Origin of the sequence: Corallococcus praedator, assembly GCF_003612125.1 — a bacterium.
Taxonomy (GTDB): Bacteria; Myxococcota; Myxococcia; order Myxococcales; family Myxococcaceae; genus Corallococcus; species Corallococcus praedator.
Genome location: NZ_RAWI01001437.1, coordinates 1 through 387, shown reverse-complemented (window position 1 = coordinate 387; position 387 = coordinate 1). Strand labels below are relative to the sequence as shown.

Sequence of the window (387 nt, the reverse complement as noted above, 5' to 3'; positions counted from 1 at the left end):
GCTTTAATCGATCCAAAATTACGTAGTGAAATTAACGAAAGGAAGTGAGGCATATGGTAAAACTTACAACAAAGATAGCTTCCTTAAAACTATTCGCAAGTTATGCTATAGCAACTTATATTTTAGTTATATTAACGAGTGCATTAAATCTTTTTAAAGGTTATGTGGCCGATACGTTCTATATTGCTGAAACATTGCTAATCATTTTAACCATCATTTTAATTATCATTTTAACAACGGAACAAACATGGAAGCATCATGACCTATGGCGACGTATCGTCGAAGTGTTGTTATTGTTGATGGCATTAACAGGCAACGTGTTTACATTATTAATGTTTGTAAGTATTAGACGTTACCAACGTACATCGCAAATACATAGTTATAACG

General features: G+C 32.6%; 1 protein-coding gene. It reads left to right on the top strand.

Features of this window, described 5'->3' with window-relative positions:
- Positions 1-53 precede the first annotated feature (53 nt).
- Positions 54-387, top strand: a 334-nt coding sequence (locus D7Y13_RS44800; RefSeq protein WP_208734767.1) for a hypothetical protein, incomplete at its 3' end; no start/stop codon positions are given.